Source organism: Cellulomonas denverensis, from assembly GCF_012396125.1.
Classification (GTDB): domain Bacteria; phylum Actinomycetota; class Actinomycetes; order Actinomycetales; family Cellulomonadaceae; genus Cellulomonas; species Cellulomonas denverensis.
The window spans coordinates 354,533-376,190 of sequence record NZ_JAAXOX010000001.1 but is presented as its reverse complement, the minus strand read 5'-3'; the positions used below and the strand labels follow the sequence as shown (position 1 = coordinate 376,190).

The 21,658-nt window shown below is 72.0% G+C and carries 19 protein-coding genes; 12 read left to right on the top strand and 7 right to left on the bottom strand.

Annotated elements, in window-relative coordinates:
- Position 1: 1 nt before the first annotated feature.
- Genes HGA03_RS01715 through eccD form a run of 3 tightly spaced genes read right to left on the bottom strand, consistent with a single transcriptional unit; the run spans position 2 to position 4,029 of the window.
- Positions 2-1,330, bottom strand: a complete 1,329-nt coding sequence (locus HGA03_RS01715) for a S8 family serine peptidase (protein WP_168628477.1) — start codon at positions 1,328-1,330, stop codon at positions 2-4.
- On the bottom strand, positions 1,320-2,687 hold the full coding sequence (gene eccB, locus HGA03_RS01710) for a type VII secretion protein EccB (protein WP_168628476.1): 1,368 nt from the start codon (positions 2,685-2,687) through the stop codon (positions 1,320-1,322). The genes HGA03_RS01715 and eccB overlap by 11 nt, the downstream gene beginning before the upstream one ends.
- Positions 2,688-2,691: 4 nt before the next feature.
- Complete coding sequence (gene eccD / locus HGA03_RS01705; protein WP_168628475.1) at positions 2,692-4,029, bottom strand: type VII secretion integral membrane protein EccD; 1,338 nt, start codon at positions 4,027-4,029, stop codon at positions 2,692-2,694.
- 244 nt (positions 4,030-4,273) lie between these two features.
- On the opposite strand from eccD, the gene HGA03_RS01700 reads away from it, so the two are divergent.
- The 3 genes from HGA03_RS01700 to HGA03_RS01690 all read left to right on the top strand — a co-directional run bounded on the left by HGA03_RS01700 (position 4,274) and on the right by HGA03_RS01690 (position 5,448).
- Entirely contained in the window at positions 4,274-4,597 is a 324-nt protein-coding gene (locus HGA03_RS01700) for a WXG100 family type VII secretion target (RefSeq protein ID WP_239073749.1), read from the top strand.
- 32 nt (positions 4,598-4,629) lie between these two features.
- Positions 4,630-4,926, top strand: coding sequence for a WXG100 family type VII secretion target (locus tag HGA03_RS01695; protein WP_168628474.1), 297 nt, complete (start codon positions 4,630-4,632; stop codon positions 4,924-4,926).
- Positions 4,927-5,016: 90 nt separating this feature from the next.
- Positions 5,017-5,448 (top strand): hypothetical protein, encoded by a 432-nt coding sequence (locus HGA03_RS01690; RefSeq protein WP_168628473.1) that lies wholly within the window; start codon positions 5,017-5,019, stop codon positions 5,446-5,448.
- A gap of 183 nt (positions 5,449-5,631) precedes the next feature.
- Here HGA03_RS01690 and HGA03_RS01685 read toward each other — a convergent pair whose 3' ends face one another.
- Positions 5,632-5,985, bottom strand: a complete 354-nt coding sequence (locus HGA03_RS01685; RefSeq protein ID WP_168628472.1) for a hypothetical protein — start codon at positions 5,983-5,985, stop codon at positions 5,632-5,634.
- A gap of 891 nt (positions 5,986-6,876) precedes the next feature.
- Between HGA03_RS01685 and HGA03_RS19225 the strand changes: the two genes are divergently transcribed.
- The 8 genes from HGA03_RS19225 to eccCa all read left to right on the top strand — a co-directional run bounded on the left by HGA03_RS19225 (position 6,877) and on the right by eccCa (position 18,305).
- A complete protein-coding gene (locus HGA03_RS19225) occupies positions 6,877-8,337 on the top strand; it encodes a S8 family peptidase (protein ID WP_168628471.1) in 1,461 nt (486 codons plus the stop codon).
- Positions 8,334-9,758: a S8 family peptidase gene (locus HGA03_RS01675; protein WP_168628470.1), complete on the top strand. Its 1,425-nt coding sequence runs from the start codon at positions 8,334-8,336 to the stop codon at positions 9,756-9,758. Before HGA03_RS19225 ends, HGA03_RS01675 begins: the two co-directional genes overlap by 4 nt.
- A 33-nt stretch (positions 9,759-9,791) precedes the next feature.
- The gene (locus tag HGA03_RS01670; RefSeq protein ID WP_168628181.1) at positions 9,792-10,808 is read left to right on the top strand and encodes a hypothetical protein; all 1,017 of its coding nucleotides are present in this window, start codon (positions 9,792-9,794) and stop codon (positions 10,806-10,808) included.
- Positions 10,805-11,584, top strand: a complete 780-nt coding sequence (locus HGA03_RS01665) for a hypothetical protein (protein WP_168628469.1) — start codon at positions 10,805-10,807, stop codon at positions 11,582-11,584. The genes HGA03_RS01670 and HGA03_RS01665 overlap by 4 nt, the downstream gene beginning before the upstream one ends.
- A gap of 2 nt (positions 11,585-11,586) precedes the next feature.
- Entirely contained in the window at positions 11,587-11,997 is a 411-nt protein-coding gene (locus HGA03_RS01660; RefSeq protein WP_168628468.1) for a hypothetical protein, read from the top strand.
- 1 nt (position 11,998) lies between these two features.
- Positions 11,999-13,318 (top strand): hypothetical protein, encoded by a 1,320-nt coding sequence (locus HGA03_RS01655; protein ID WP_168628467.1) that lies wholly within the window; start codon positions 11,999-12,001, stop codon positions 13,316-13,318.
- Positions 13,319-13,419: 101 nt separating this feature from the next.
- Positions 13,420-14,361, top strand: a complete 942-nt coding sequence (locus HGA03_RS01650) for an RDD family protein (protein WP_168628466.1) — start codon at positions 13,420-13,422, stop codon at positions 14,359-14,361.
- The gene (gene eccCa / locus HGA03_RS01645; protein ID WP_239073789.1) at positions 14,358-18,305 is read left to right on the top strand and encodes a type VII secretion protein EccCa; all 3,948 of its coding nucleotides are present in this window, start codon (positions 14,358-14,360) and stop codon (positions 18,303-18,305) included. Before HGA03_RS01650 ends, eccCa begins: the two co-directional genes overlap by 4 nt.
- On the opposite strand, the gene HGA03_RS01640 is transcribed toward eccCa, so the two are convergent.
- Both HGA03_RS01640 and HGA03_RS01635 read right to left on the bottom strand, forming a co-directional pair.
- Positions 18,306-18,989 carry a DUF5701 family protein gene (locus HGA03_RS01640; RefSeq protein WP_239073790.1) on the bottom strand — a complete coding sequence of 228 codons (684 nt, stop codon included), beginning with the start codon at positions 18,987-18,989 and terminating at the stop codon, positions 18,306-18,308.
- A 263-nt stretch (positions 18,990-19,252) separates the two neighbouring features.
- Entirely contained in the window at positions 19,253-20,326 is a 1,074-nt protein-coding gene (locus HGA03_RS01635) for a DNA polymerase domain-containing protein (protein WP_168628464.1), read from the bottom strand.
- A 212-nt stretch (positions 20,327-20,538) separates the two neighbouring features.
- Between HGA03_RS01635 and HGA03_RS01630 the strand changes: the two genes are divergently transcribed.
- Complete coding sequence (locus HGA03_RS01630) at positions 20,539-21,138, top strand: lytic polysaccharide monooxygenase (RefSeq protein WP_168628463.1); 600 nt, start codon at positions 20,539-20,541, stop codon at positions 21,136-21,138.
- 1 nt (position 21,139) lies between these two features.
- On the opposite strand, the gene nrdI is transcribed toward HGA03_RS01630, so the two are convergent.
- The gene (gene nrdI, locus HGA03_RS01625) at positions 21,140-21,574 is read right to left on the bottom strand and encodes a class Ib ribonucleoside-diphosphate reductase assembly flavoprotein NrdI (protein WP_168628462.1); all 435 of its coding nucleotides are present in this window, start codon (positions 21,572-21,574) and stop codon (positions 21,140-21,142) included.
- Positions 21,575-21,658: the final 84 nt, after the last annotated feature.

The window sequence follows — 21,658 nt, the reverse complement described above, 5'->3', positions numbered from 1 at the left end:
CTCAGCGCCGATCCGGCGCCCTCGCCACCCGGATCGGTGCCCGCTGTGCCAACCCCGATCCGGTGCGCACCGGATCGGGCTCCGGGTCGGGCGCGCGGCGGCGTCGCCGGAGACCGAGCACCACGACCAGCACCCCGATCATCGGTGCGGTGAGCACCCCGACCACGACAGCCGTCTCGCGCGCGGGCTGCCAGGGACGTTCGGCAGGGGCCAGCACCACGGGCTCCTGCTCGGTCGCCTGAGCCGCGGCGATGGTGCCGGTCGAGGGGCCGGCCGGGCCGCGGGTGTCACCGGTCGGCACGAGCGCCATGGCGTCGTAGGGCTGGACGATGCCCCAGCCGATGTCGTCGTCACGCTGGTCCGGGTTCGGGCGGCTGGCGGTGGTGCGCAGCCGCCAGGACCACTGGTCGGGCGACTCGGTCGGGTGGGCCACGGCGACCAGGGCGGCGGCCGCGGCGGCGTAGCCGGTGGCGAAGCTGGACTGGGCAGTGTCGGCGGCGTACAGGCAGTCACCGGCCCCGGCGGCGGCGGTGAGCACCTGGGCGCCGGGTGCGGCGACGTCGACGTGTGGGCCGGGCATCGAGGCGGCCGAAGGGCTGCCGTCGGCCTCGACCGCCGCGACCGCGAGGGCCTGCGGGTAGGCCGCCGGGTAACGCGGGCCGTCGGCACCGGACTCGGCGGTGCTCCAGTTGCCGGCACTGGCCACCACCAGGGCGCCGCGGGCGGTGGCGTCCTCGACGGCGGCGCGCAGGTCGGGGTCGTCGTCCGGGGTGGACAGCGACACGTTGATCACCTGGGCGCCCTGGTCGGTGGCGTAGCGGATCGCGGCGGCGATCCGGGCCGGGGTGGGTCCGAGCCCGGCCTGCCGTGCCTCGTCGGTGTTCGCCACGAAGACGCGGATCGGCAGCACACGGCTGTCCGGCGCCAGCCCGATCACCCCGGAGCCGGGCACCTCGCGGGCAGCGATGATGCCCGCGATCGCCGTGCCGTGACCGTCGGCGTCGGTCAACCCGAGACTGCTGCTGCCGTCCTGCACCAGGTCGAGGCCGGAGACCACCGCGTCGGAGAGGTGGGCGTTGCCTCCGTCGACGCCGGAGTCGACCACGGCGACCAGGGCGCCCTCGCCGCGGGTGACCGTCCACGCCAGGTCGGTTTGCAGCAGTGCGTGGGCGGGCGGTTCCGGGTCCATCCAGACCACCGTGCCCGGTGTGCACGCATCGTCGGCGTCCGCGGCGAGCGCGGCCGGCTGCCCCGGCACCCCCAGGGCGAGGCCTGCCGTGGCGCCCAGCAGCGCCAGGGTGCGCCACACGGCGCCGACGTCAGCCCTCACCGGCTGCCGTCCCGGCCGAACCGGCGGCGACCGGGGTGCCCGCCGCGGCGGTCGACAGGCCCGGACCGACCGGCAGCAGCTGCAGCCACGGCGCGGGCACGTCGGCGACGTCCTCCTCCTGGTAACCGAGCCGGTGCAGGGTCTCCGGGTCGTCCTGGACCGGGAAGGCGGTGCCGGTGGAGTCGATCAGGTACAGCACGGTCGCGGCTTGCTCGCCGGTGCCGGCCCGCACCACCGACCCGGCGCCGGGGTCCATCCACACCGCGCCGTCCGAGGTGACCGGCACCGCCCGGGCCGTCGCGTCCTCGCCGCCCTCGGCCGCGGCGAGGACGGTCGCCGGACTGCCATCGATGGTCGCGAGCAGCGCACACGCCGTGCCCTGCTGGACGTCCAGCGCCTGCTCGGGCCAGTCCGCCGCCCCGGCCGGGTAGCCGGCGTTGGTGAACTCGGCCAGCTCCGTGGCCCCGACCTCGACCGCGGTGCCGAGTTGGGCGCCGGTGCCGAGCAGGTAGAGCTGATAGGCGAGCGGGCTGATCGAGGCCAGCGTGCCGTCGGCGTTGAGCAGGAACCGCTGTTCCGGCGGACTGCCCGCCACGTGCACGACCTGTCCGGCGGGCAGCGTCGTCCCCGCCAGTGGCTGTCCGGCGTCCGGCACGATCATCGGGCTCAGCGCGGTCCCGGTTCGGAACAGGTTCACCCAGCGCCCGTCCACACTCAGCCGCGGGGCATCGCCCAGCCCGAGCGCACGCAACACCGCGTCGGCGTGATCGGTCGGCAGCGGGTAGTGCCGGCCGCCGGCGACCACGGACAGCCCGGCGGAGGTGCTCACCACAACCGCCGAGCCGGCACTGGCCGCCACGGGGTCGGCCGAGATCGTCAGCACGGTGGAGGCGTCCTCGCCGAGGCAGGCGGTCCACCCGGTGCCGATCAGCTCCCCGGAGCCCGGAAGCTGGTCCGGCGCGCCGACGATGCCCAGCGACGGTCCGACCGGCAGATCGGCCAGGAGCGCGGCCTTGGTCGTCACGATCGAGAAGTCGTCGGCCGGGATCAGCAGCCGGGCGCTGGCGGTGTTCAGCACCGGGAACAGCGTGCCGTCGGCCGACACGAACCTCCCGCCGGTGTCGGTGGCCAGCACGAGCCGGTTGTGCTCCCACTCGTCGGGCAACCCCGGGGAGACCAGGCCGTAGAACGCCCCACCGACCACGACCAGCGCGGACAGCGCGAGTCCGGCGACCACGGTGCGCAGCGGCTTGGCCGGTTCGAGTTCCTTGGTCCCGCTGGCGCCCGAGGTGAACGCGGTGAGCAGGCGTCGCCGGCTGAACGACTGCGCCTCGGTCAGGTCCTTCTTGCTCGCCACGACGTCAGCCCAGCCCGGCGGCCAACGTCCCCAGCGGCAGGATCGCCACCAGGCACACCAACTCGGCGGCGTCCAGCCACCGGGTCAGTGTGATCGAGGTGGTCGTGCTCACCCACGTCAACGTCACCACCAGGGCGGCGGTCGCCAGCAGCACGATCAGCAGCGCCGACGGGTCCACGGTGCCCGCCAGCGCCACGACGACCCCGGTCACCGCTAACCCGCAGGTGCCCAGCCCGGTGAGCACGGCGACCTCCACCCGGGCGTAGACCTGCCGACCGGCGAACATCATCCCGGTGAACGCGGCCGTGCAGAGCAGTGCCCCGACCACTCCGGACGTCGCGACGATCGGCGTCGCCGCCAGCACGCAGAGCGCGAAGGCGATCCGCAGCCCGAGCAGCACCGCATGACCCTGTTCGGCCCGGCGCGCGACCTCGGGGCCGTCCACCGGTGGCGGATCGGCCAGCACGTCGGCGTCGCTCTGTGGACTGATCACCGCGATCCGGGTCGAACTCAGCGCCAGCCACGGCAGCACGTTCGAGGTGGCGGCGAGCCCGGCGACCAGCAGGGCGTAGGGCATCACCAGGTCCGCTCCGGTCAGCGCCACGACCGCCGCGACCGTCCCCAGCGCCAACCCGGTGACGATCGGGATCAGGTGCACCTGCGGACTGGTCGCCGTGCCGGCCAGTGCGAGTCCACCGACCACGGCCAGGCCCAGGCAGGCGGCCGCCGGCGACCACCCCCACGGGTCCGGGTCCGGCACCAGCGACCAGGACCCGACCGCGCCGTACACCGCCGCGGCCAACCCGAGACCGTTCCCCGCCTCCGGACTGCCGACGCGGGTCAGCACCGACCCGGTCACCACCAGCACCAGCGCCGCCCCCAGGGCGATCATCGGCGCCAGGACCCCCGACGGCGGCGCCCACCACAGCAGCACCGCCCCGATCGCCAGCAGCATCAGCGACGCGGCCAGCGCGGTCCGGGCCCGGTCGGTCGCGGTCCAGGGCGCACGACCGTCCTGGGTGGCGTCGATGACGGCCTCGACGATGTCGTCGTAGCGCCGTTGATCGGTCAACTGGGTCCCACGCGCCAGGGTCAACAGCTCGCCGTCCCGCAGCCCCTGGCCGAGGCAGGTGCCCGAGGGGTCGAGGTCGGAACCGTCCGCCCGGCGCAGCGCGAAGCCGCCGTGGACCAGTGACGGGCCGAGCGCGCCCAGATCGCGCGCGATGGCCGGCAGGACCTCGACCAGAGGGACCTGCGCCGGAACGCTCACGTCGACGCGCCGGTCATCACTAGAGACGGTCAGGTGCACAAGGGTGCGCGTGGCGCTCGCGGTCTGGTTCATCTGCTCCCTGCCCACCGGGTTCGCTCATTCGGCCGGTCTGCGGCGCTCAGCACAATAGCTCCCGCTCGGTCCCGCAGTGGGCGCGATCGACCCCCGTTGCGGTGGCTGTTTTCGCCCGTATCTCCTGAAGTGCTACGTGGCGGGTCAGAAAGTTGGCCTGGGCGGGTTCGTTTGGGCCCGCGGGGGTGGGTGGAGTGGTTAGTTTGCCGGTCTGGTTGTGTTCGCGAGTGTGGGTGGAAGGGGAGTGAGCGTTGTGGCCGAGAGGATTTCTGCGGAAGAGGGTGCCCTGGCGCGTGGTGCGGTGGCGGTGGCCGATGCGAAGTCCGCGATCGATCAGAAGGTCGCGGGTGTGCGGGGGGAGATCGAGCAGGTCGGGGGCATGTGGACCGGTCCTGCTGCGGGCAAGTTCACGCAGTTGATGGCCGAGTGGGATGCCAAGACCCGCAAGTTGAATGCGGTGCTGGACACGTTGGAGGCCTCGTTGCAGGGGACCGCGCGTGATCAAGCGGCGACCGATGAGTCGCATCAGCAGACCATCTCGGGTCTGTCGTCGATGATGGGCGCCTGACGCCGGTCAGTGTGGATTGAGGGGAGTGTGTGATGTCTCTTGCTTCGTTCTCGGTGACGCCCGAGCAGGTGGTGGCGTTGTCGGGTCAGATCCGTGGTGGTGCCAACGGGATTCGTGCCGAGTTGGACACGCTGGAATCGAAGGTTTCGGCATTGCGGGCGAATTGGTCGGGTCAGGCGCAGGAGGCGTATGACCAGGCGCAGCGGTCGTGGAATGCCTCGTTGGGGGAGTTGCAGCAGCTGTTGGAGCGGATCGCCTCGGCGACCGAGCAGATCGCCTCGACGTACTCCTCGGCGGACAAGTCCTCGGCCGGGCGGTTCGCGCTGTAGGACACCCCCGCGCAGGGGCAGGTGGGGCCGGTCTGGTGCCGTGGGGTGGCGGGCCGGCCCTGCGGGGTGTCGTGGAAAGGGGTGGAGGCGATGGGTGGCAAGCAGGTCGGGGTGCGTTCGGGTGTGGTGGTGGATACCTCGCGTCGGCTGCATCGCAGTACGCAGGGGTTGCCCGCGCCGGCGCGGGTCCAGCAGACCGCCGGCGAACGCGGCATACCCGCCAGCGCTCAGGTGGAGCGGGCGCTGGCGACGGCGGCGACCCTGTTGGGACAGCGGGTGTCCAGGACGGAGCACCGGCTGAACGAGCACGCGGATGAGCTCCGCGCGGTTGCCGAGCGTCTGAGTGCGACGGACGCCGATGTCGCCAGCACCGCCGGGCGGCTGGAGGGGCAGGTCGCGGGTGCGGCCCTTGACCGGATGGTCGACCAGGCCGAGCAGCGGCAGGCACCCAGCCCTGGCACCCAGCCCAGCGCCGACGCCGACAGCAGCTCGGCCTCGATGAGCGGGTGGGTGTCCCGGTGAACGGCCGGCAGGCGATGTGTGAGGGCGGGGGCGATGCGTGATGTCGATGACCTATGTCCAGCAGCTGGAGGCCTTGGTGACCGGGCAGGACTGGGATCTGCCCGGTCTTCCTGCCTACACCGACGGCATGGTGACGTTGGGAGAAACGGTCTCGGCCGTGTCCAGCGATCAAGGGCTCACCGGTCAGGCCGGTGACGCGGCCGACGCGGTGCTGACGGACATCGCCGCACAGGCGAAGTTCGATGCCAAGATCGCCCAGGCGTTGGCCGGTGCGATCGACGAGCTCAACGCGTTCCGCGCGGGGTTGGCGGTGGCGCTGGATCGGTTGCCGCAGACGCCGGGGTGGGTTCGCTCGGCGGTACAGCGAGCCGAATCGGGTACGACCTTGGTTTTCAGCGGGTTGACCGTGGTCGCGGGAGCCGCGGCGGTGGGGTTGGTGGACCAGTGGTACGCGGACAAGCGCGAGGAGTACGCGCGGTCGGTGGTGACCAAGGCGCAGGTGGCGCTGGATGAGTACGCGCGGGTGATCGAGGACATCGTCGAGCGGACCTTTGAACCCCACGACTCAGTTCCCGACTCGAGCAGTGAGTCTCGGACGACCGGTGGTGGAGGCAACGGGTCGGGAGCTGGTGGTCCAGCCGGTGGTAGCTCTGTTGCGGGTGGGGGTGCGTCGCTGAGTGGTGCTGCGTCGGCGGTGGAGGATGCGTTGGCGCAGGCCCGGGCGGGGGTGGACATGACCGGGGTCATTGATGGGTCCGTGGCCAGCGGTCCGGGGGGCGTGGGGGGCGCGGGTGGGACCGGTTCGGGTGGCGGCACGCTCGGATCCGGTACGACCGGTGGCTCGTGGGCCGTGGGTGGGTCGGGGACGGGCGCTGACTGGGGCTCGGGTTCTGGTGGTGGGTCGGGTCTGTCGGGCGGGAGCAGTCCTGCCGGCGGTGGTTCGACGTGGCGTCCTGGGGGGTGGGTGTCGGTGGACTCGGCCGGGTCGGGAAACACCACGCTCGGTGGGTCGACCAGTGCCGCGGTGGGGTCGGGTGGTGAGAGTTCGTTCGGGCGCGGGGTGGCCGGTGGTGTGGTCGCCGGTTCGGGGCTGGTCGCCGCTGGTGGGTTGGCGGCTGGGTCCGGGCTGTCCCGCGGGGGAGCGGGTGTGGGGGCCGGGACGGGCGCGGGCGCTGGTCTGGGTAGCGGTGGTCTCGCCGGCGGGAGCGCTGCGGGCAGTGCGGGATCTGGCGCCGGTACGAGTGCGGGTGCCGGCGGGGGTGGTCGGGCTGGGACCAGCGGGATGATCGGTGGTGGTGGTGCGGGTGCCGGTGGTGGGGAGAAGAAGCGTCGCGGCCTGGCCGGGGCCAGAGCCCCGGTCCTGGAGGACGAACCCGGACCGGTGCAGCTGCCACCGTCGGCGGGTGCGGGTTCGCGGGCGGACCTGACATGACCACGCGACGGCGCCGGGTGCCGGTGCGGGTGGTCGGCGCTCTGACATCCCTGTGGCTGCTGGTCCTGGTCGGTGGTGGCAGCGCGTGGGCGGATGGTCCGCAGGACGGGCTGTGGTGGTTCGAGGCGATGGGCGTGCCCGAGGTCCACACCCAGGGCGCCACTGGTGCGGGGGTGACGATCGCGGTCATCGACGGGGGGATCAATACCGCGGTCCCGACGTTGGAGGGTGCTGACATCCGGGTGCATGAACCCTCGTTCTGCGCACCGCAGGACACCCCGGGCGAGTACCTGCCCGCCGAGTACCCCGAGTACGACGATGACTCGGCCCACGGCACCAACGTGGTCTCGATGCTGGTCGGCAACGGCCGCGGCTATCACGGTGAGGTCGGTACGTCCGGCATCGCCCCGGACGCGAGCATCCTCTTCTACGCCTTGCGCGTGGACCATGCGTGCGGCGAGCAAGTCCCGGGGGGCGGGCTGGCCGATCTGATGGCCGCCGCGATCGTGCAGGCTGTGGATGACGGCGCTGACATCATCTCGATTTCTGTTGGCGGTGGGAACGACACTGATCTGGCGGATGCGCGTGCATATGCGATCTCCCGAGGAGTGGTGATCGTCCAGAGCATGAACAACGAGTTCACGCGTGAGGCACTGCCGGTCAGCCGGATCACCGACCCGCTCAACGGTGTGGTGTTGGTGCAGGCGGTGGGCCCCGATCGTGAACCGGCGACCGAGGGTGCCCGGTCCGCGGGTGAGGGTGTGACGGTGATGGCCCCGGGCGCTCAGATCCTCCTGGTGGGCGACCGGGACACCCAGGTGTGGGAGACCTGGAGGATCAGTGGTGGTTCCTCCTTCGCGACCCCGCTGGTCGCCGGGATGCTCGCCGATACCTGGAGTGTCTATCCCGAGGCCACGGGTAACCAGTTGTTGCAGTCGCTGATCCGTAACACCGGGTCGGAGGAGCACGAGCTCACCTATCACTCGCTGTACGGCTATGGCTTGGCGTCGGTGCATCGGATGGTGCAGGTCGATCCGACGCAGTATCCGGATGTGAATCCGTTGATCGAGGCGGATGGGTACAACGAGTTCGACTACACCGCGCAGGAGATCGCCGAGGCTGAGCGTCCGAGTTGGGCGCCCCCGTTGGTGCAGGACGCGGGGGCGGGTGAGCCGGTGGCGACTGCGACGCCGAGTGCCGGGTCGGGGGTGCCGCCGGTGGTGGCTGAGCCGGAGGGTGCTGGGGTGGCGACCGGGGTGTGGATCGGTGCGGGTGCGGGCGTGGTCGCGGTTCTGGTGGTCGCCGCGGTCCTGATCGCCCGGGCGCAGAGTCGCACGACGACCACGCCTCACCCGCAACCCGGAGCCGAGCAACCCGTCCGCTGGGCTCACGGTCCGAACGGAGCGGCTGGGCCGACGATGCCGCAGGGTCACTCGCTCGAGACGGACAGACCATGAGGGCCGTGATGCGGGGTGCGGCCCGCGTGATCGGAATAGTCGTCGGCCTGGCGCTGGTCGCGTGCGTCGGCGCAGGTTCCGCGTGGGCCGACAGCCCGCAGGACGGGCTGTGGTGGGTCGAGGCGATGGGGCTGCCCGAGGTGCACGCCCAGGGCGCCACCGGCGCAGGGGTGACCATCGCGGTCATCGACGGGGGCATCAACACCGCAGTCCCTACATTAAAGGGTGCCAATGTCCGGGTCCGCGAGCCCTCGTTCTGCGCACCGGAGGACACGCCCGGACAGTATCTGCCCGCCGACTACTCCGACTACGACCGCGACTCGTCTCACGGTACGAGCGTGACTTCGATGCTGGTTGGGAACGGCCGCGGGTCTGACGGCGAGCTAGGTACTCCTGGGATAGCCCCCGACTCGAGCGTGGTTCTCTACGCGGCGCGAATCGGCCAGGACTGCGGCTCGCAGGTCGCCGGCGGCGGCGAGGCAGATCCCATGGCTGCCGCCATCGTCCAGGCGGTTGACGACGGAGCGGACATCATCTCGATGTCCCTCATCGGAGGCAGCGCGCTCGATCTGGCGGAGGCACGAGCCTACGCACTCTCGCGTGGAGTGATCGTCGTGCAGGGGATGATCAACGAAGTCACCCGCGGTCCCTCTGTGACCAACAGGCTGACCGAAGGACTCAACGGCGTGGTGTTGGTCCAATCGGTCGGCCCTGATCGTGAACCTTCCACTGAGGGTGCTCGCCTCGCCGGTGAGGGTGTGACGGTGATGGCCCCTGGTGCTCAGATTCTCGTGGTCGGCGACCAAACCACACAGAGCTGGAACTCCTGGGAGATTTCGGGCGGCTCGTCGCTCGCCACGCCGTTGGTCGCCGGGATGCTCGCCGATACCTGGAGCGTCTTTCCCGAGGCCACGGGTAACCAGTTGCTGCAGTCGCTGATCCGTAACACCGGGTCGGAGGAGCACGAGCTGACCTACGACCCGGTCTACGGCTACGGGTTGGCGTCGGTGCATCGGATGGTGCAGGTCGATCCGACGCAGTATCCGGATGTGAATCCGTTGATCGAGGCGGATGGGTACAACGAGTTCGACTACACCGCGCAGGAGATCGCCGAGGCTGAGCGTCCGAGTTGGGCGCCCCCGTTGGTGCAGGACGCGGGGGCGGGTGAGCCGGTGGCGACTGCGACGCCGAGTGCCGGGTCGGGGGTGCCGCCGGTGGTGGCTGAGCCGGAGGGTGCTGGGGTGGCGACCGGGGTGTGGATCGGTGCGGGTGCGGGCGTGGTCGGGGTTCTGGTGGTCGCCGCGGTCCTGATCGCCCGGCGTCGGCCGACGGTCGCAACGGGTCCGGTGGATCCGCCGGGGTGGGGTGGGCCGCCACCCGTGTCATCCGGTGTCGATCGTCGGACGGATGAGCCGAGATGAGGGCCCGAGCTTCGTGGGTGAGAGGACACAGTCATGGCATGTGAGATCGTCGTCGACCCGGAGGTCATGTCGCAGGTCACCGACGTGGTGACGCAGCAGTCGCTGAGCGCGAACAGTGTGCGCGACTACGTGGAGACGCACTGCACTCTCGGCGGCGAGTTCGGTCTGCTGATCTCCGGGCTGAAGGGCAACTATGAGACGGCGCGCGACCAGTGCATCGATGCCTTCGTCAACATCGAGATGGTGCTGGCCGGGCTGGGTGGCCGGTTGCACGAGTACGCCGAGGACATGGCGGCGACCGAGCAGGACGTCTGCGAGACGCTCGAACGGGTGACAGCGGAGCTTGACGCCGCGTCCTCGGGGTCCGGGCCCGGCGGTGCGGGAACGGGCGGTGCGTTCGGCGGCGGTGGTTCCGCGGGTGGGTTCTCCGGCGGTGGCGGCGGTGGGGGCATTCCGCAGTCGGCCTGGGAGAGCGCGTCCGGCGAGAGTGAGGCGTTGGCCGAGCAGGTGCGCGCAGCGCGGGAGCAGGTGCAGCGCGACGCGGCGCCGACGGGCGAGGGCGGCGGTGTGCCCGGCGCAGGGTCGGGCGCGGTCGGCGGCGACCAGATCATCAACGCCGGCGACGGTGTCCAGGTGATCATCGGTGAGGGCAACAGCGGGCAAATGAACATCTCGATCGGCTCCGGGAACGCGCAGTCGATCGGATCGGGGGCAGCCCCGGATCCGGAGCCGTCGGTCGGTGACGACGAACTGCTCGACTTCTTGGACCCGGCGGGCGATCCGGCGGACGACCTGGCTGATCTGACCGCTGACGCGGTCGCCTACCGGGAGATCTGGACCGAGATGGCAGCCCGGGATCCGCTGGGCCGCTCGCCGGAGGAACTGCGTCTCGCCTGGGAGAACCGGGACCAGATCACGATCGAGGAGGCACCCGGGCTGAACCCCGGCACGGCCACCGACGGCCCGGTCGCCCCGCCGCTGGCGGGACTGTCGCTCCACAACGCGCTGCGGGGCACGCGTTCCTCCGACCGAACGGGAGCAGCCCGATGAGCATCAGCGCCGTGTCCGATCCGCTGGCCGCACTCAGCACGCCGACGTCCGACTCGGAGAACTACATCTGGCTGGTCCGGGCCAAGTGTGGGGTGGTCGCCGGCGGGATCGACGGTGTGATCGCCTGGTTGACCGGGTTCAGCCCGCTCAACGAGTGGGTGTTCAAGCCGCTGGCCGGCGACTGGGTGGGACTGGACAAGGGGTCCTCCGCCTGGGCGAATGCCGGCAAGGCGGCCAGTGCGATCACGGAGAACCTGCGGGAGTTGCCGGCGCAGATCGGTGACGGTTGGTGCGGGGAACCGGCGCAGGCCTTCAAGCAGTCGATGAAGAAGATCGACCGGGAGCTGAACGAGCTGCCGAGCGCCTGTGCCCAGATGTCCGAGATGGTGGCGGCGATCTCGGACGCGGCGAAGGCCATCGCCGACCTGATCGCCGTGGGGATCAACGAGCTCGTCACCTTCGCGCTGTCCAGACTTCCCGCGACGGCGGTCCCGGTGGTCGGCCAGGCGGCGATCCCGCTGGTCGTGGCGGATCTGGTGGCACGGATCACCCGGTTCAGTGCTCGGCTCGGCCAGATGATCACCCGGTTCTTCGAGCTGGTCAGGAAGATCGTGCCCATCATCGTGAAGGTCCGCAACGTGCTGCACAAGCTGAAGCTCCTGAAAGACGCGGCCAGCCTCATCCCGGTCGTGGGGGCTGGCGCCAAGGCGGCGGTCACGTACGCCGACGCATACCAGAAGGTCACCACCCCGGTGTTCAGTGGCGGTGCGAGCTGAGGATGGGCATCGACGAAGACATCAACGAGGCACTCGCGCAGATGCGGGAGTTCACCGCTGAGCTGCAGGCGCAGAACCAGCGGGATCGCGAGGCCTTCGACCGGCGTGACCGGACGGCGGACGAGCAGGCAGCCGAGGCGCGACGGCGAGGGGAGTCCGGGCCCGCGTGGCAACGGATCCAGCAACGGATCGACCTGCGTCAGACCACCCTGGAGGACGTGATGGGCGGCATCGACCAGTCGCCGGAGGCCAGGCAGGTGCGCGCGACCTTGTCGCAGGAACTCGGTCGGGTCGACCGGTCCACCCTGGTCGACGACGAGGAGCTCCAGGAACAGATCGCGGTCACGCAGCAGGCGCAGGCGGCGATGATGCGCGCGCTCGACGAGGCCCGTCACGCGGGGGAGCAGTTCTGAGGTGAGCGAGACCCGTCGGCTGGTGGTGCTGGACGGTGCACGGCGCTTCGACCTCACGGTGCCCGCCGAGGCGACGGTCGCGGGTGTGCTCGACTGCGTGGGGGTGGCGCCGGGCGCCGGGTTGGCGCTGCACTGTGCGGGGGCACCGACGGATCCCGAGCGTCGGGTGGGGGAACTCGACGACGGTGTGATGCTGACCGTCGCGGACGTGCATGAGCCGCCGGTCACCGACCCGGCTGCCGGTCCGGTGGTCGATCCTGACAGCCAGGGGTCGGCACCGTGGTGGTCGTTGGCCGCGCTGGGGGTTGCCGTGGTCGTGCTGGCCGCGCTGCACCCGCACGCTCCGGTGTGGGCCGGGGTCGCCCTGCTGCTGTGTGCGCTGGTCGCCGGGCTGGTGGCCGCCGGGAGCCGGCCGGTGGCGGATCCGGCACGTGCGGCGCGGGTGGTCGGCCCTGGGGTGCTGGCCCTGGCGGCGGTGGCGCTGCTGACCCAGCGCACCGGGTTCGGGGTCGTCCAGCTCACGATGTTCGCGGGTCTGGTGGCGGTGGCGGTGATCCTGATCGCGGTCACCGTGGTCGAGCCCGCGGCGACGACCCGGGCGGCGACCGGCACCGGGGCGGTGCTGGTGCTGGTGCTGGCGGTGCCCTGGGTGGTGGCGTTGGTGGTCGGGCAGGGGCCGCTGTTCGCCGCCGGGGTGACCGCGGGTGCGATGCCCCTGGTCCTGCGGGCGCTGCCCAGCATGGTGTTGACCGTGCCGGACGGGCACTTCCTCGACTTCGAGCACCTGATGGACACCCGGTGGACCGTGCGGGGTGCGGTTCCGCGGCTGATCGGGACGGCGAACGCCGGGCAGGTGACCGAGCGGGTGCGTGCCGCCTGGGCGGCGAGGGTGAGCGGCACGGTGCTGGTCTGCGTGATCGGTGCGGTGGCGCTGCCGTTCGCGATGGTCCCCGCGACGGAGCCGATCCAGCGGATCGGGCAGATCGCGCTGGCGGTCTGCTACCCGGTGGCGATGGCGCTGCTGGCACGATCCGGGGGGTCGCCCGCGCTGGTCTGGCTACCCCGAGGTTCCGCGCTGGTCGGCGTCCTGGTGCTGGCATCGACCACTCTCACCGGCGGGCCGCTGCTCCCGACCGCCGCCGGACTGGTGGCGGCCGGACTGGTCCTGGCCGGGATGACCGTGCCGATCGGCCGAGGTGCGTCCTCGCTGGTGGTGTCCCGGCTCGCCGACCTGGTGCAGGCGTTGACCGCTGCCCTGGTGCTGCCGGCCGGTCTGGTCGCGGCCGGCACCGTGGAGCTGATGCGAGGGCTGATCGGATGACCGAGGGGCAGGTGCGCTGTGCCACCTGTGGGCAGCCGGTCCACGCCGGTATGCCCTGCGCACAGTGCGGGGCGCTGCCGGGTGCTGTCGAGCCCGGGCCGGTGGGCTCGCCGTCTGGCGCCGCGCACACCGGTGTGCTCGCGGGGTTCCGAGGGCGGCCGGCCGGCGTCGGTGCACGGCTGGCCGCGCTCGGCATCGACGCACTCGTGGTCGTGACGATCGCGGCGGCGGCGTGGTTCGGGTCCGGATCGGCGACCGTGACCGCGGTGCTCGCCGCCGAGGGGGTGATCGCGCTGGCCGTCTGGGAGGCGCGCCGCGGACTGACCGCCGGGAACGCCGTGCTGCGGCTGCGCGCCGCCCGCGACGACCGGCCGTATTCGCCGGGGATCGGCCGACAGCTCGCCCGGGCTTCCGTGCTCGGGGCGGGGGTGCTGGTGGCCGGGGTGGGTGCCGTGCTGGTGGCCTGCTCGGCGGCCTGGGATCCGACCGGTCGGCGCCGGACCTGGGCGGACCGGGTGGCGGGAACCCTGGTGGTGGCGGTGCCCCGGCGGGTGGCCGCGCCCCAGGTCGACGTGCCGGTGCTGCCGCCCGGACTGCATCCCGACGCCCTGTCTTCCCGGGGCGAGGTGGGTTGGGGCGCACCGGGCGGGGGACCGGCGCCGGCGGCACCCGCCACCCCGCCACCGCCACCCGCCGAGCCCGCCGCCCTGCTGCTGCGGTTCGACACCGGCCAGAGCGAGTTCCTCCCACCGGGCTCGACCGCCGTGCTCGGCCGCGCACCCAGCCCCACCACCGCCACCGACCTGTCGATCACCGTCCACGACGATGAGGGAACCGTGTCCAAGACTCACCTGCGACTGACCCATGACCGGCACACGGTCCGGGTGAGCGACCTGGGTTCGACCAACGGCACCGAGGTGCGCGACCCGGACGGCGTGGTGCATGCCGTGCCGTGGGGCGAGCAGGTACCCGTGGGGGTGGGAGCCCGGGTGCGGATCGGGCACCGGGAGTTCACCGTCGAGTCGGCGGGGTCGCAGCAGTGAGCACACCGCAGCGGTCGGCCGCGCCCCGGGTGCCGTCCGGCGTGATCACCCTGGAACCGCCGCCGGAGCTGTCGACCAGCGACGGCAGCAACTCGATGCTGACGTCGATGCTGCCGATGCTCGGGTCGATCGGGTCGATCGTCATGGTGACGATGACCAACTCGGGGATGACCGGGCTGCTCACCGGCGGGATGTTCCTGGTGTCCTCGTTGGGCTTCGTGGCGGTGAACGGCTGGCGGCAGCGGTCGCAGCGGGCGGCCGAGGTGGTCGGCGCACGACGGGAGTACCTGACCTACCTGGCGGAGCTGCGGGCGACCGTGCGGACCGCGGCACGTCAGCAGCGGCAGGCGGGGAACTGGCGCAGTCCGGCACCGGGCACGCTGGTCTTCCTGGCGGAGGAGCGGACCCGGGTGTGGGAGCGCGATCCGGGCGACCCGGACTTCCTCCAGGTCCGGGTGGGGACCTGTGATCAGCCCTTGTGTGTGACGTTGGCGGTGCCGGAGTTGCCGCCGATGACCCAGCTCGATCCGGTGTGTGCGTCGGCGGCGCACCGGTTCCTGCTCACCCACCAACATCAGCCCGGGTTGCCGACGTCGATCGTGTTGAGCGACTACGCCCGGGTGGAGTTGACCGGGGACGAGGCGCGGGTGCGGTCGTTGGCGCGGGCGCTGGTCACCCAGGCGGCGGTGCTGCACCACCCGGAGGCGCTGGTGGTCGCGGTGGTCGCCTCGCCGCGGGCCGCCGATCAGTGGGAGTGGATCAAGTGGTTGCCGCACGCGCACTCGCGGCGGCAAGGTGACGCGGCGGGGCCGGCGCGGATGGTGGTCGGGTCCTTCGACGAGTTGGTGGAGCTGTTGCCGGCCGACCTGGTGAACCGGCCGCGATTCGTCGAGGGCGGTGGCCCGGCGCCGCACATCCTGGTGGTGACCGACGGGGTGCCGCGCCCGGCACAGGACCCGGTGTTCCGGGGCGATGGCGTGGCCGGGGTGACGGTGCTGGACCTGCCGGAGCAGTGGGCGCCGCTGGAGTCGGCAGACACCGCTCGGGTCGCGGTGGCGGATGGCGGTGTCTCGGAGCTGATCGACGTGGCCGAGGGTGCGCGGCCACTGGACCCCGACGCCCTGAGCATCGAGGAGGCGGAGGCGGTGGCCCGTCGCCTGATGCCGCTGTACTCCGGTCCGGCTGCGGTGGAGGGCCGGGGTGCGGTCCAGCTCGGGTTGACCGAGCTGCTCGGTCTGCCGGATGTGCGGGACGTCTCGATGGAGGTGGCCTGGCGGCCGCGGCACAACCGGGACCGGTTGCGGGTGCCGATCGGGCAGGACACCACCGGTGCGCCGTTGGTGCTGGACCTCAAGGAGTCGGCGCAGCAGGGGATGGGCCCGCACGGGGTGATGATCGGGGCCACCGGCTCCGGCAAGTCCGAGGTGTTGCGCACGCTGGTGCTGGCCCTGGCCCTGACCCACTCGCCGGAGCAGCTGAACTTCGTGTTGGTGGACTTCAAGGGTGGCGCGACCTTCGCCGGGATGGCCGAGATGCCGCACGTGTCGGCGATCATCACCAACCTGGGGCAGGAGCTGTCGCTGGTCGACCGGTTCCAGGACGCGCTCCAGGGAGAGATCACCCGGCGCCAGGAGCTGCTGCGTGCAGCCGGCAACTTCGCCAACGTCGGCGACTACGAGGAAGCCCGGCTCGGCGGACGCACGGATCTGGAGCCCTTGCCGGCGTTGCTGGTGGTGGTGGACGAGTTCTCCGAGCTGCTGTCGGCCAAGCCGGAGTTCGTGGACTCGTTCGTCAACATCGGCCGGGTGGGCCGGTCGCTGTACGTGCACCTGTTGATCGCCTCGCAGCGGTTGGAGGAGGGCAAGCTGCGCGGGCTGGACACCTACCTGTCCTACCGCGTGGGCCTGCGGACCTTCTCGGGTGCGGAGTCCCGTGCGGTGCTCGGGGTGCCGGATGCGGTGGACCTGCCACGGCAACCGGGTGTCGGCTACCTGAAGGTCGGCACCGATGACCTGGCCCAGTTCCGGGCGGCCTACGTCTCCGGCTCCCTGGCTCCCCGGCTGGTCGGGGCCTCGACCAGGTCCGGGCGGTCGGCGATGGCGCGGGTGGAACCGTTCACCGTGGCGCCGGTGCACAGCCGTACCCCGGACCCGGTGGAGGAGGCCGATCCCGGCGTGCTGGAGGCGGCACCGGAGGGCTCGATGTTCGAGGTCGCGGTCCGGCAGATGGCCGGGCGGGGGCCGCAGGCGCACCGGGTGTGGCTGCCGCCGCTGGAGGTGCCCGAACCGCTGGACCGGATGTTTGGCGATCTGGTGGCCGACCCGCAGCGTGGGCTGGTCAGCCCGGGGTGGCGGTCGGCGGGCCGGTTGCGGGTGCCGATCGGGCTGGTCGATGTGCCGCTGGAACAGCGCCGGGAGCCGATGGTCGTCGACCTGAGCGGGGCGGCCGGGCACGTCGCGACCGTCGGTGGTCCGCTGTCCGGCAAGAGCACGGTGCTGCGGTCGCTGGTGTGCGCGCTGGCGCTGACCGCGACCCCGCAGGAGGTGCAGTTCTACGTCCTCGACTTCGGCGGAGGGTCCTTCACCGGATTGCAGGGTCTGCCGCACCTGTCCGGGCTGGCCACTCGGTCCGAGACCGATGTGGTGCGCCGGATGGTGGCCGAGGTGTCCTCGATCATCGACGCCCGGGAGCGGTACTTCCGCGAGCAGGGCATCGACTCGATGGACACCTACCGCAGCCGACGGGAGCATGGCACCGCCGACGACGGGTGGGGTGATGTCTTCCTGGTGGTCGACGGCTGGTCCACCCTGCGCGGCGAGTTCGAGCCGGTGGAGGAGCAGGTCCAGGCCATCGCAGCCCGGGGACTGAGCTACGGGGTACACCTGATGCTGGCCGCCAGCCGGTGGATGGAGGTCCGGCCCCAGGTCCGCGACCTGATCAGCACCAGGGTGGAGCTGCGGTTGGGGGACCCGTCGGACTCCGAGATCGACCGCAAGAGTGCGGCGAATGTCCCGGCCGGGATGCCCGGTCGCGGTCTGACCCCCGGTGGGCTGCACCTGCTGACCGCGCTGCCCCGGATCGACGGTTCCGGCGACCCGAGCACCCTGGCCGAGGGTGTGCAGCACCTGGTGCACCAGCTGCGTGCGGCCTGGACCGGGCCTGCTGGACCCCGGTTGCGCCTGCTGCCGGAGCGGATCGATCTGGAGCAGGTGCGCGCGCAGGCGGGGTCGCAGGACCGGCGGCTGTTGCTGGGGGTCGACGAGGCGGGGCTGGCACCCTTCGGCCTGGACCCGGTGGCCGAGCCGCATCTGTACGCCTTCGGCGAGTCGGACTCCGGCAAGTCGACCCTGTTGCGCGGTCTGGCCGCCGAGGTGCAACGCCTGTACACCCCGGAGCAGGCCAAGATCTTCGTGGTCGACTACCGGCGCGCGTTGCTGGACGAGATCCCGCCGGAGTACCTGGGGGCGTACCTCACCTCGCACGAGCTGGCCGCGGGTGGGATCGCGGAGTTGGCCGCGTTCTTCACCTCCCGGCTGCCCGGCCCGGACCTGACCGCCGACCAGCTGCGGAACCGGTCCTGGTGGCAGGGTGCGGAGGGGTTCATCCTGGTCGACGACTACGACCTGGTCGCCACCTCCCAGGGCAACCCGCTGACACCATTGGTGCCCCTGCTCGCCCAGGCCGGTGACCTCGGACTGCATCTGGCGGTGGTCAGGCACTCCGGCGGTGCCGGCCGCGCGCTGTACGACCCGATCCTGCAGCGGATGTCGGACCTCGGCGCCACCGGGATCCTGCTGTCCGGCAACCCGGAGGAGGGTCAGCTGATCGGCCGGGTGAAGCCGGTGGCGGCACCGCCTGGCCGGGTCCAGGTGGTCAGCCGGGAACGCGGGCTGTTCGCCGGTCACCTGGCATACACCCGGTCCCGGCACGGCGAGCCGGGCTGATCAGCCCACCCGGTCCGCCGCGGAGGCCGCACCCAGCCAGGTGTGCGGGTTGCGGTCCCAGCACCAGCCGAGCTTCGGCCGCCGCTCACTGATCCAGATCGCCGGCACCCGCTGGTTCGTGGTGCGCGAGGCCATCAGGGAGAAGCACTTGTTCGGCCGCAGCATGTCCGGCCGGACCGTGACCAGGGCCAGCCCCTCGGCGATGGTCAGCGCCGCCCGGCCACGCTCGCGCAGCACGGTCAGCGCGTGCTCCGGGGTCTGGTTGCAGAACTCCGCACCGGTGTCCACGTCCACCAGCAGGTACGGCCCGGTGGGCACCCGCTCGGTGTCCAGGGTGCGGTAGGTGGCGAGTTCCTCGTCGTCGATCACGCTGACCCCGGGCCGGGAGCCACGGCGCATCGCCGGCACCAGGGCGTTGGACGGCGCCGGGTCCAGCACCAGCACGAACGGGATGTGGTCGTCGTGCGCCGGGGCGTTCGGCGGCGGGGTCAGCCGGGCCACCGCGGCGGTCAGGGCGTCCTCGGTCCAGCCCAGCGCGGCGGCGGTGCCCAGCCTCAGATGGGCGCGCACCTGCCGGGCCAGCTCGTCGGTGGCGCTCGCGGTCGGGTCGTAGGGCTCGGCGGGGGTGGTGCCGGCAGCGGTGGTGGGCCAGCGGGGATCGTGCTGGACGGCGGACATGCCCATGGGAAGACCTCCGGATGTGGGGGAAGAGGTCCAACGCCCGGCCGGCCCGGGCGGTTCCCCGTGCGGCTCGCCCGGCGAGTTCGTGGCATCTGCCGCGACGTCGGCAGCCCCGCCACCGCAGTCGGCGCGGGAGTCACGAACTCGGCCAGGGCAGCGGGGTCGGTGGGTGCGGGAGTGACGAACTCGCGCAAGGCGGCGGGGTCGATGGGTGCGGGAGTGACGAACTCGCGCGGGGCCAGCGGGCGGGGCGAAGGGCAGCGGGCTCAGTCGGCGGGGCGGTCGCGGTCCTTGCTGGGCTGCACCCGCTTGGGCTCGCCCGGCATCTTGGGGTACTCCGGCGGATAGGGCAGGTCGCCCAGCCCGTGGTCGCGCTCGTCGCGGTCGGCCAGGTCGAGCAGGCCGTCCAGCGAACCGCGGCCGGGCGCTCCGGCGGCCAGCGGGGCGAACAGGTCACCGACCGCGGCGAACCGGGCCGGCACCGTGGTCAGGTCGAAGTCGTCGGGGTGCACGTCGGCGACCTCGTCCCAGCGCAGCGGGGTGGACACCGTGGCGCGGGGGTTGGGCCGGATCGAGTAGGCGGAGGCGATGGTGCGGTCGCGGGCCATCTGGTTGTAGTCGACGAAGATCGCCTCGCCGCGCTCCTCCTTCCACCATTTGGTGGTGACCTGTCCGGGCAGGCGGCGTTCGAGCTCGCGGCCGACGGCGATGGCGGCACGGCGGCACTGGGTGAAGGTCCAGCGCGGTTCGATCGGGGCGAAGATGTGGATCCCGCGCCCGCCGGAGGTCTTGGGGTAGCCGGTCAGGCCGTGGTCGGCCAGGATCTCCCGGACGTGCGGGGCGACCCGGGCGGCATCCGCAAAGCCGGTGCCGGGCTGCGGGTCCAGGTCGATCCGGAGCTGGTCGGGGGCCTCGACGTCGGCGTCGGTGACCGGCCAGGGGTGGAAGGTGAGGGTGCCGAGGTTGGCCGCCCAGATCACCACGGCCAGCTCGGTGGGGCTGACCTCGTCCGCGGTCCGGCCGGAGGGGAACGCGATCCGGGCGGTCTGCACGTAGTCGGGCGCCCCCTGTGGCACCCGCTTCTGGAAGAACGCGTCGCCGCGGTTGTCGGCCCGGGTGGACAGGGTGGCGCCGGGGAACACGCCCTTCGGCCAGCGCTCCAGGGTGGTCGGCCGGTGTTCCAGGGCACCGAGGATGCCGTCGCCGACCGCCAGCAGGTACTGCACCACGTCCAGCTTGGTGAAGCCGCGCTCGGCGAAGTAGACCTTCTGCGGGTTGCTCACCCGCACGGTGCGGCCGCGGACCTCGATCTCCTCCGCGGGGGAGGCGCTGGGCGTCATCGCCCCACGGTAGGGCGAGCGGCCCGCCACCGCCCGGTGTGTGCGGGGCGCGACGACCGCGGTGCGGGTATGGCCGCCGCGCCATCGACTGTGTCTAGGGTCACACCGGTCGTCCGGCAATGGCGCGGACGACGCCACGCAGGGGGACTCGCCACGTGCTGCCCCCTGCCCAGACGGCGGGCCGACCGGTCCGCCCAGACCAGGGGGAACACATGAATCGACGTCACAGGATCTCCGGCGCCGTCGCGGCGCTCGCGGTCGCGGCCGGACTCGGCCTGGCCTCCGCCCCGGCGGCGGTGTCGCACGCCTACATCGGCGGCAGCGGCTCCCAGCTGACCGCCCGGGCGGCGATGCCGGGCAACACCGGGCTCGGGGCGGTGCAGTACGAGCCGCAGAGCATCGAGGGGCCGAAGGGCTTCCCGGCTGCCGGGCCGGCCGACGGGATGCTGGCCTCCGGCGGCAACACCCGGTTCTCCGAGCTGGACCAGCAGAGCTCCACCCGGTGGGTGAAGAACCAGGTCACCACCGACTCGGTCACGGTGGCGTGGAAGTACAGCGCGCTGCACGCCACGACCAAGTGGGAGTACTACATCACCAAGCAGGGCTGGAACCAGAACGCCCCGCTCAGCCGGTCCTCGCTGGAGCTGATCGAGACCGTGCCCTACAACGGGACGCTGCCGGTGCAGGGCCAGACCCACACCATCGACATCCCGGCCGACCGGAGCGGGTACCACGTGATCTACGCGGTCTGGGTGGTGGACAACACGGCGAACGCCTTCTACAACGCGATCGACGTGAACATCCAGCGCTGACTCAGCCGGCCTGGGCGCCGTGCTCGGCATCGAGTGCGGCGTCCAGGTCCGCCAGGATCCGGCGGCACTCCGCCACGTCCCAGGGGGTGCCGGCGATCTCGAACTCGAACAGCACCGGCCGCCCGGACATCGCCGCGATCTGCCGGCAGGCCATCTGGTAGTGCCGGCCGAAGTTGCGGTTGCCCGAGCCCATCACCCCGACCAACCGGCGGCGGTTGACCGGATTGCGCAGGAACCGGCGCACCGCCTCCGGGATGGTGTCGTTGTTCTCGTTGCCGGTCTTGTAGGACGGGGTCAGCAGCACCCAGGGGCCGTCGGCCTCGCTCTGCCGGTGCGCGCGCTCGGCCAGGTTGAACACCGGCCGGTCCAGGCGCTCGGCGAAGGACCGGACCAGTCCGCTGGCGCTGGAGTAGTAGTACACGGGGGTCTGGCGCACCGGTTCAGGGAACCCCGGATCGCCGTCGCCCGCCGGGGACGATGGTCCCGGACAGCCCGAGGGCCGGACCCCGTGCGCGGGATC

Excerpts from the sequence above, each read along its gene's own strand:
- HGA03_RS01635 (WP_168628464.1), bottom strand. The coding sequence starts at position 20,326 with ATGACGCCCAGCGCCTCCCCCGCGGAGGAGATCGAGGTCCGCGGCCGC.
- HGA03_RS01665 (WP_168628469.1), top strand. The coding sequence starts at position 10,805 with ATGAGCATCAGCGCCGTGTCCGATCCGCTGGCCGCACTCAGCACGCCG.
- HGA03_RS01685 (WP_168628472.1), bottom strand. The coding sequence starts at position 5,985 with ATGTCCTCGATCACCCGCGCGTACTCATCCAGCGCCACCTGCGCCTTG.
- HGA03_RS01690 (WP_168628473.1), top strand. The coding sequence starts at position 5,017 with ATGGGTGGCAAGCAGGTCGGGGTGCGTTCGGGTGTGGTGGTGGATACC.
- HGA03_RS01630 (WP_168628463.1), top strand. The coding sequence starts at position 20,539 with ATGAATCGACGTCACAGGATCTCCGGCGCCGTCGCGGCGCTCGCGGTC.
- HGA03_RS01695 (WP_168628474.1), top strand. The coding sequence starts at position 4,630 with ATGTCTCTTGCTTCGTTCTCGGTGACGCCCGAGCAGGTGGTGGCGTTG.
- HGA03_RS01660 (WP_168628468.1), top strand. The coding sequence starts at position 11,587 with ATGGGCATCGACGAAGACATCAACGAGGCACTCGCGCAGATGCGGGAG.
- HGA03_RS01640 (WP_239073790.1), bottom strand. The coding sequence starts at position 18,989 with ATGGGCATGTCCGCCGTCCAGCACGATCCCCGCTGGCCCACCACCGCT.
- eccD (WP_168628475.1), bottom strand. The coding sequence starts at position 4,029 with ATGAACCAGACCGCGAGCGCCACGCGCACCCTTGTGCACCTGACCGTC.
- HGA03_RS01675 (WP_168628470.1), top strand. The coding sequence starts at position 8,334 with ATGAGGGCCGTGATGCGGGGTGCGGCCCGCGTGATCGGAATAGTCGTC.
- HGA03_RS01670 (WP_168628181.1), top strand. The coding sequence starts at position 9,792 with ATGGCATGTGAGATCGTCGTCGACCCGGAGGTCATGTCGCAGGTCACC.
- HGA03_RS19225 (WP_168628471.1), top strand. The coding sequence starts at position 6,877 with ATGACCACGCGACGGCGCCGGGTGCCGGTGCGGGTGGTCGGCGCTCTG.